At 57.1% G+C, this 7996-nt stretch carries 9 protein-coding genes and 1 pseudogene; 8 read left to right on the top strand and 2 right to left on the bottom strand.

What is annotated here, in order from left to right:
* Positions 1-169: 169 nt before the first annotated feature.
* Together EN935_RS13655 and EN935_RS13650 are read right to left on the bottom strand one after the other, a co-directional pair.
* Positions 170-424, bottom strand: coding sequence for a Flp family type IVb pilin (locus EN935_RS13655; protein ID WP_348629886.1), 255 nt, complete (start codon positions 422-424; stop codon positions 170-172).
* Positions 421-648: a Flp family type IVb pilin gene (locus tag EN935_RS13650; protein ID WP_109670104.1), complete on the bottom strand. Its 228-nt coding sequence runs from the start codon at positions 646-648 to the stop codon at positions 421-423. The genes EN935_RS13655 and EN935_RS13650 overlap by 4 nt, the downstream gene beginning before the upstream one ends.
* Before the next feature lie 531 nt (positions 649-1179).
* Here EN935_RS13650 and EN935_RS13645 point away from each other — a divergent pair.
* The 8 genes and pseudogenes from EN935_RS13645 to EN935_RS13610 form a co-directional block, all read left to right on the top strand.
* The gene (locus EN935_RS13645; RefSeq protein WP_127262122.1) at positions 1180-2568 is read left to right on the top strand and encodes a CpaF family protein; all 1389 of its coding nucleotides are present in this window, start codon (positions 1180-1182) and stop codon (positions 2566-2568) included.
* Positions 2568-3539 carry a type II secretion system F family protein gene (locus tag EN935_RS13640; RefSeq protein ID WP_109670100.1) on the top strand — a complete coding sequence of 324 codons (972 nt, stop codon included), beginning with the start codon at positions 2568-2570 and terminating at the stop codon, positions 3537-3539. Before EN935_RS13645 ends, EN935_RS13640 begins: the two co-directional genes overlap by 1 nt.
* 18 nt (positions 3540-3557) lie before the next feature.
* Positions 3558-4508 (top strand): type II secretion system F family protein, encoded by a 951-nt coding sequence (locus EN935_RS13635; RefSeq protein WP_127262121.1) that lies wholly within the window; start codon positions 3558-3560, stop codon positions 4506-4508.
* A gap of 54 nt (positions 4509-4562) precedes the next feature.
* Positions 4563-5105 carry a tetratricopeptide repeat protein gene (locus EN935_RS13630; RefSeq protein WP_109670096.1) on the top strand — a complete coding sequence of 181 codons (543 nt, stop codon included), beginning with the start codon at positions 4563-4565 and terminating at the stop codon, positions 5103-5105.
* A 1-nt stretch (position 5106) separates the two neighbouring features.
* Positions 5107-5646, top strand: a complete 540-nt coding sequence (locus EN935_RS13625) for a prepilin peptidase (protein WP_109670094.1) — start codon at positions 5107-5109, stop codon at positions 5644-5646.
* A gap of 297 nt (positions 5647-5943) precedes the next feature.
* Positions 5944-6609: an isoprenylcysteine carboxylmethyltransferase family protein gene (locus EN935_RS13620; RefSeq protein ID WP_127262120.1), complete on the top strand. Its 666-nt coding sequence runs from the start codon at positions 5944-5946 to the stop codon at positions 6607-6609.
* 24 nt (positions 6610-6633) lie between these two features.
* A complete protein-coding gene (locus tag EN935_RS13615; RefSeq protein WP_127262119.1) occupies positions 6634-7647 on the top strand; it encodes an acyltransferase in 1014 nt (337 codons plus the stop codon).
* Between the two features lie 158 nt (positions 7648-7805).
* Positions 7806-7996: pseudogene (locus tag EN935_RS13610) on the top strand (hypothetical protein); the annotation flags it as partial.

The following is a 7996-nucleotide window of genomic DNA, read 5'->3' as shown; positions in this document are numbered from 1 at the left end:
GATATCGGCGAGCACCACCGCCAGCACGCCGAACACGCCGGCGAGAACGATCATGATAAGTGTATTGACGCGCATCTTCCCACCCCACCATCGCCCGCCGGGCGAATGTCAGCCCCTTCAAAGCGCATAATCCTGGGCCGAAATCGAGCGATTCCGGCCCAGAAAATTCTTAGCAAGTGCCGCCGGCACCGCCAGTGCTGGATAAACCCTTGGTGTTCAAGTTCGCGCAAAGGCCGGTGAACTGACTGCCGACCCATCCGCCGATGGCAATAACCGCAACGATCGATGCCGCGGCAATGATGCCGATCAGGATCGAGTATTCCACCATGGCAGCGCCGTTCTCATCGTCGTGGAACTGCCCGGCTACCTCGATAAGCCACTTCATGCCCATCACTCCCTGGCCATTCCGGCCTTTCTTGATCAACTAGGCGTGGCGCAAGTGCCGGTGCCAGTGCCAGCAGCGTCGAGGCCCTTGCCGGAGATCTTCGCGCAAAGGCCGGTGAACTGGCTGCCGACCCACCCGCCGATAGCGATAACCGCCACGATCGATGCTGCGGCAATGATGCCGATCAGGATTGAGTATTCGACCATGGCAGCGCCGTTTTCATCGTCGCGGAACTGCCGGGTCATCGTCATGAGCTTCTTCATGTCAATTTCTCCCTTTGGAGGTTTGAACCCGACGAGACAGAGCAAAGGATGAAATCCATACCCAAGCATCCCCCGTCATCTCGATCCTAGGTCCCGAGAAAACGCAGAGTCAAACGAGATTAAGAGTTCCTTAACTTTCATGTACCTGATTCGGCAAGAAGATTACAAATTCGATTGTTCCCAAGGGATTGATTCTTTTGATTTTTCAATCGCCCTTAACCATTCGTTCACAATTCAGCCGTTGATGTGGCGGAATTAGGGAAGCATTAGCTATAACGCATATTCCTTTATATCTAAGGGCTTAGGCGGGCATTCACCCGGTTTTCGCGCCAAAAAACGGATGAGCCCGAAAACCGCGGGCAATTGGGAAATTTCGGACGCCAGCCTGCATTAAATAAACAATGGATTTCGGGCTCTTGCTCTTAACTATGTCGAAAGTATTGGCTGTGCGTAGGGCGTTCAGACGCTTGTGCCCCCGTTGGTTAACGTTTAGTTTCCGCTAATACGCATCCAAGGGGAGTATAAGCGATTATGCTGGGGCGGTTCATCAAGGGGCCAGGCGATCCGAAGGTCGAGGCAAGAGCCGAGCCGACCGCGGCGCTGGCTGTTGTCCCAGCACTATCTCCCGTAGCCGAAATCGAATCCTATGGTGACGATTTCCTGACGCTCAAGGTCGAGCTTCATCGCCACCTTATCGATCGCTTCAATCTGACTGCTCTTGAAATTGCCTCCAAGGATGAGATCCTGGTTGAGATCCGGCCGATCGTGCGCGAGTTCGTTCGCGCTCGTGCGGTGCCGCTGAATGCCCGCGAACTCGATCTGCTGACCAGCGACACGGCTGACGAGATGCTGGGTCTCGGGCCGATCGAGCCGCTGCTCAAGGACGAATCCATTACGGATATCCTGATCAACACCCACAAGCGCGTTTTCATAGAGCGGCGTGGCATCGTCGAAGAAACGCCGATCCGGTTTCGGGATGAGGCGCATCTGCTGCGTGTCATCAACAAGATCGTTTCGGCTATTGGCAGGCGTGTCGATGAATCGTCGCCGATGGTCGACGCGCGGTTGGAAGACGGTTCGCGCGTCAACATCGCGGTGCGGCCGGTCTCGGTCGACGGCCCGCTGGTGTCGATCCGCAAATTCTCGAAAAATCCCTATTCGCTCGAGCGTTTGATGGCATTCAATTCGATCCGTCCGCCCATGATCGAATTGCTGCGGATCGCCGTGCAGGCTCGCAAGTCGATCCTTGTTTCGGGCGGCACCGGCAGCGGCAAGACCACCTTGCTCAATGCGCTGTCGAGCTACATACCCTCCAAGGAGCGCCTGATTACCATCGAGGATGCGGCGGAGCTGCAATTGCAGCAGCCACATGTCGGGCGGCTGGAAACGCGTCCGCCCAATGTCGAGGGCAAGGGCGAGGTGCGCCAGCGCGAATTGCTGAAAAACGCCTTGCGCATGCGGCCGGACCGCATCATCGTCGGCGAGGTGCGCGGCGAGGAAGCCTTCGACATGCTGCAAGCGATGAACACGGGCCACGAAGGCTCGATGACCACCATCCACGCCAACACGCCGCGCGATGCGATCTCGCGGCTGGAACAGATGGTCGGCATGGCGGGCATGCCGATGACGCATGATTCAATCCGGGCGCAGATCGCATCCGCCATCGACATCATCGTCCAGACACAGCGTCTTTCGGACGGAGGCCGGCGTGTCACCTCCATATCGGAAATCACCGGGATGGAGGGCAATGTCGTCCAGCTTCAGGAAATCTATCATTTCGTCCGCCGAGAGGTCACAGCCGAAGGCAAAGTCGTCGGAGATTTTCGCGCAACCGGTGTCCGTCCGCGCTTCGCTCAGGAGGCGGCGACGCTCGGGCATCATTTTGCCAAGGATGCCTTCAACCCGCAGGTTGCCCTCTGATGCCGACGGGTCAAGCTCTGCTGTACTTCATCTACATGCTCGCGGCGGCCTCGGTCATTCTCGCCGGAGAGGCACTATATCTTTCGTTTGCCGGTCGCCGGTCGCGGATGGGCGTGATCAACCATCGGCTGAGGCGGCTGGCTGACGAAGCGCCAGCTGAACAGACCCTGCAAGGGTTGCTGCGCGAACGTGGGCTGACGGAGTCGGGTGATTTTCTATTTGGCATGATCTGGCTGAACAGGCTCTATACTCAGTCCGGTATTACTGGAAACCCGATATTTTTCGCTGCGACGTTTCTCAGCGCTGGACTGGCACTTGCGTTGCTGATGTCGATCTTGTTGCACTTCTCTGCCTTGGCGTCGCTCATCGTTTTTCTGGTAGTCGGATTCGGCCTGCCGCTTTTGGTTCTCCGCCGCGCCCGCAACAAACGAATTCTGAAATTTGCAAGACAGCTCCCGGATGCGCTGGACATGATCGTCCGTTCGTTGCGAGCTGGCCATCCGGCTTCGGTGGCGGTCGGGCTCGTAGCGCGGGAAATGCCGGATCCGCTCGGCACCGAGTTCGGCATTGTCTCCGATGAAATCACCTTTGGTCTGAGCATAGAGCAGGCCGTGCGAAAGCTTTCGCAGCGTGTCGGCTTCGAGGGCCTTCATCTGTTGTCGGTGGCGCTGTCGATCCAGTCCAAGACGGGCGGCAATCTTACCGGGATCCTGGCCAATCTCTCCGTGGTGCTGCGCGATAGGCAGAAACTCAGGATGAAGATTCGCGCGCTTTCGGGCGAGGGTCGTGTGTCGGCATGGATCATCTCACTGTTTCCGGTGGTTATGTTCCTGATCCTTCTGCTGCTCGCCCCGTCCTACTACGGCTCCGTCTGGGGCAGTCCGATTATCTTGCCAGTGTTCACGATTTTCGGGCTGTGGGCGCTATTGGGCGACTTTATCATGTACCGCATGGTCAATTTCGATTTCTGACGGGAGCGAAGCAAAAACTTGTTTTCGAACATCCAGGATCTGAGCGTTTTGATCTCTGTTGCCGTCTTTGTGGCGGCGGTTGCGTTGTTCCTGTTCGGCGCGCTTGTCTTCTTGCCGGCGTTGCAGACGCGGACGCTGGTCGCGCAGAGCCTGATGGCGGAAGGGATTGCCGATCGCCGTTCGCTCGCCGGACAGGAACTGCTTGCAAAAATTGCCGCGCAGCGGCCGGTCGACGCCTATTTCCGGTCGATGGAGAAGGAGCGGGACGAACCAAATGCGCTTGAGGCGAAGCTGTTTCGAGCCGGCTTCTATCAGGCCAGCGCTCCGCTCATTTACACCTTGTCGCGGCTTGGTGGCGTCTGTGTCGGCTTTCTGGCTGCCTATGCGCTCTTGTCGCGAGTGCTCCCACCTCAAATGCCAGGTTTCGTAGGTTTTGCCGGCTCAGCTCTGTTCGGGCTCGCATGCATCGTGGTTCCGGCCATCCTGCTCGATCGCTTCGAGAATGCGCAGAAGGAGATCTATCGCCGCGCCTTTCCCGATTTCATGGATATGATGATCACCTGTGCGGACGCGGGCATGAGCCTGGAGGCAGCGGTGGAGCGTGTCAGCAGCGAACTGGCAGGCACTCATAAATGGCTCGGCATCCAACTCGCGATCATGAATCTGCAGTTGCGTGCCGGCAAGCCGTTGCGCGAGGCGTTGCGCGACCTCGCCGACCGAATCGGGCTTGACGAAGCGCGGGCTTTGGCCGTGCTGTTTCGGCAGTCGGAAGAGCTCGGTACCAGCCTGACCGACGCTTTGCGTGTTTACAGCGAAGAGATGCGCGGACAGAGAATACTTCACGCCGAGGAGCGCGCTAACTCTCTGCCGGTGAAGATGATGATTCCGTTGGGCTTATGCATCTTCCCGGTGGTGATGATGGTGATCATGCTGCCGGTCATTATCCGAATGAAGGGCATTTTCTTTTAGTTGCGTGTATGATCTGATTCTAATATGAGGTCCGAGACCCTTGGGGGAATCTGTATGAAGAGGGCTATCGCGGCGGCGGCCTGTCTGTTGTTGGCAGTGCTTGCTGGCTGCCAGACGGCGGACCCCACCGATGGTGTCGTTCGCACCAACGAGCCGTCAAAAGGCGATGTGACGTCTTTTGGCGATGCTTTCGACGGGCTGAAGACGGTCAGCGATGTCGAATATTATGCCTCGGACCAGGCCGTTGCCGAAGCCAAGAATCAGTTCCGTGCCGAGAATTACGGCAATGCCGGCGCGCTGTTCTTCAAGGCCACGCAACTGGCGCCCAATGATGGTGGCGCCTGGATGGGACTGGCCGCTTGCACCGACCGGATTCACCGCTTCGACCTTTCCGACCGCGCCTATGCCAGGGCCTTCAAGCTGGTTGGCGCATCGCCCGAATATTACAACAATGTCGGCTATTCCTATTTGCTGCGTGGCAAGCTGCAGGACGCCCGCTCGAATTTCCTCAAGGCTTATGAGCTGGCGCCCAACGATCCGACAGTAGCCAACAATCTGAAGCTTCTGTCGTCGAGCGTGCAGAACATCGAGCGCTAGCATGCTGATTGTCGAAGCGCTGCTGCTGAAGGCTCTCGCCATCCCTCTGCTTGCCAGGATCGCATGGCTCGACTTCACGACGCAGAAGATTGCCAATCGCGATGTGCTGCTGCTGCTGTGCCTGGGCATGGGATCGCTGTTGTTGCTGCTGCTCAGATCCGGGTCCTGGTGGGACATGGGCTTGAGCGCGGTTGCCGGCCTCGTGCTGTTTCTTGCGTTGTTCCCGTTCTGGATATTACGCAAGATCGGCGCCGGCGACGTCAAGCTGATGGCGGTCGTCCCTTTTCTGACCGGCGGAACCGATCTCGTCGTGTTTTCCATGCTGCTGCTCGTTTTCGCCCTTGTCACTGCAATGGCCATGAAAAATCCGTTCCTGCTGCCCGCAGGCGCCTTCCGCGTCTATGTTCAGCATCTCGACCGGAAAGGCGTTGTGCCGTTCGGCGTGCCAATCTCGGTCGCGGCGATCTGTACGGTAACGTTCGTGATCTACAAAAGTGTGGTGCTGGCGAGCAGCTCTGGGATACTGGATCAGCTTAACTGAACGGCGGCAGCCCGCGCGCCGAACGGAAGCATTGGCCCCCAGGCGGGACTCATGGGCAACATCGACCAGAAAGCGAACGTCGCGCTGTGAGGGCTGAGCGCGATGATCAGGATGGCCGAAAGGGCAAGTGAGGTAGGTGCCAGGACGCGAAGCAGGGAAAGAAGTTTCGGCATCCGGTGATGATAGGCAGGCAAGATTAATTAAAAATGAAAGAGGCGCATGCGTTTACCCTTCGGAAATCATCTTCTTGCTGCAACATGGAAGTAGTGCTTAAATGCGGCTTGGCAGGGGGGAGGAATGTTAACCGAGGATTTTCTAGGGCGTATCGCCATCGTCTTTGTTATGACGATCCTGGCTGTATTCAGCGCGATTCCACTACTCGTCTATTTCCGCCAGGACACATCGGCAAGTTCGCTGGCCGTCGCTACCCAGGCGGCGGCGACGGTGTTTTTGCTATTGCAGGTTCTCATGACGGTCAGTCGCCTTCCACCGAAGGGAACAGCTCGAGGGATTGAACCAAGGATAACCTCAGTAGCGGGGACGTTTCTGATGTTGGTAGCAATGCTTCTGACGCCAGCGTTGGATAGCGAGGCAGCACAAGTGACGGCTCTTGGCCTCATTTTCATTGGGACGACCAGTTCGTTCATTTGCCTTTATTGGCTAGGCCGATCATTCTCTCTCATGGCTACGGCTCGGCGTCTGGTTACCACAGGCCCATACTCGATTGTCCGCCATCCTTTGTACATCTGCGAGGCAATATTCATTATTGGAACGGTCGTCTCGCATTTTTCGATGTTGATGATGGTCATAGCTTCGCTCCAGTTTCTTTTACAGTATCGACGCGCTAAAAATGAAGAAGCCATCCTGCGGCAAACTTTCCCCGAGTATAACGACTATGCGCGGCGTGTTCCCATGCTTTTGCCTCGGTTTCTTGGTAGGACAGGTATCAATCCAAGCGGTTAATAGTCAGCATCGGGGCCCACCCTGTTGATCTGGTCTTTGCAAATACTTCGTTTCGTTGCCGCGCTGATGGTCGTATATGTCCATGCAGCCCAGACTGCGGTTAAGGCCACCGGATCTAATGGTCTGTTGCCTCATGATTTTCAGGTGGCCGGCTACGCAGGCGTAGACATCTTCTTTGTCATATCGGGGGTGATTATTGCTAAGACGGCACCTGGTCTGACTTGGCGATCCTTCGCTTGGAGACGGTTCCGGCGCATTGTTCCGCTCTACCTACTGATCAGCATCCCGTATGCGATCGTCGCCTACAAAACCGGCTTCGGCTGGCGGGACGCGCTGGCGACGCTCCTGCTATGGCCAGCTACCGATCAAATGACCGCGCCCGCACTGCCAGCCGCCTGGACGCTGTGCTTCGAAATGCTGTTCTACGCCGCCGCCACCATCGTTCTCATCGACCGGCGACTGCTGCCGGGACTCGTTGGTATGTTCGGCCTCGCAATGATATTTCGCTCGGCGGGTCCAGTGCTGCAGTTCCTTGGCAACCCGCTGATCATCGAGTTCGGCTTTGGCGTCGTTCTCGCCTATGCACCTAGGTGGAAATCGGCGGTGTGGTGCCTGCCGGTCGGCGCTGCGGCGATGATCGCTGTCGGGTTCATTGGTTTAGCGCCGCAAGGGGGCACGATGGAGTTCCTCGCGGGCGATAACGGCTTCCAGCGTGTGCTGGTCTATGGTCTGCCGGCGGCGATGATCGTCTTCGGCACGATGCAGATCGATGCGCAGCCTAGCGTCTGGACGGTTCTCGGTGATGCCTCCTATATGCTGTATCTGATCCACACTCTGCCGATAACGCTGCTTTTGATGGTGTGGACGGCTTTTCCGATTTCTCCGGACCTTATCATCGTGATCGGCACAGCCACGTCAGTTCTTTTCGCTTGGCGGATGTACATTCGGTTCGAGTTGCCGCTGCGCAAATTCCTGCGCCGGCATGATCCCCATCAGAAGATTGGCTGCCGTCAACCTGGCTTGGCATTGCGGGATTGACGGATATGCTTCGATACTGGCTGCCCGATTATATGGGCCGTTGCCGGACGCATAGCGGGACCTTGGTCACGGCGCTCGATGCCAATCGATGTTTCATTCTGTCTCAGTAGCTGTGTAAAGATCTTGTCCAGAGATAAACAACCACAGGGGAAGACAATATGACACTTCACCTTTCGGCGGATGCCCCGGTTTCAGTCGCCCCGCAGAAATATCTCTTCGGTCCGTTCATCGATTTTTTCATGCTTGGTGGGAGCGCGTTCCTGCTGCTGCCAATCCTTTTCCTCGTGCCTCTTAAACACGAAGGTCTTGTGGCGGGGGTAACGCTCTTGCTCGCCAATCTGATAAACCC

Source organism: Mesorhizobium sp. M7D.F.Ca.US.004.03.1.1, assembly GCF_003998635.1.
In the GTDB taxonomy this organism is placed as follows: domain Bacteria; phylum Pseudomonadota; class Alphaproteobacteria; order Rhizobiales; family Rhizobiaceae; genus Mesorhizobium; species Mesorhizobium loti.
Note: the sequence above shows the minus strand (reverse complement) of the source record. Positions and strands in the feature narration are given on the sequence as shown.

Coding starts and splice junctions, on each gene's coding strand:
- EN935_RS13650 (WP_109670104.1), bottom strand. CDS start 648: ATGAAGAAGCTCATGACGATGACCCGGCAGTTCCGCGACGATGAAAAC.
- EN935_RS13645 (WP_127262122.1), top strand. CDS start 1,180: ATGCTGGGGCGGTTCATCAAGGGGCCAGGCGATCCGAAGGTCGAGGCA.
- EN935_RS13640 (WP_109670100.1), top strand. CDS start 2,568: ATGCCGACGGGTCAAGCTCTGCTGTACTTCATCTACATGCTCGCGGCG.
- EN935_RS13630 (WP_109670096.1), top strand. CDS start 4,563: ATGAAGAGGGCTATCGCGGCGGCGGCCTGTCTGTTGTTGGCAGTGCTT.
- EN935_RS13625 (WP_109670094.1), top strand. CDS start 5,107: ATGCTGATTGTCGAAGCGCTGCTGCTGAAGGCTCTCGCCATCCCTCTG.
- EN935_RS13620 (WP_127262120.1), top strand. CDS start 5,944: ATGTTAACCGAGGATTTTCTAGGGCGTATCGCCATCGTCTTTGTTATG.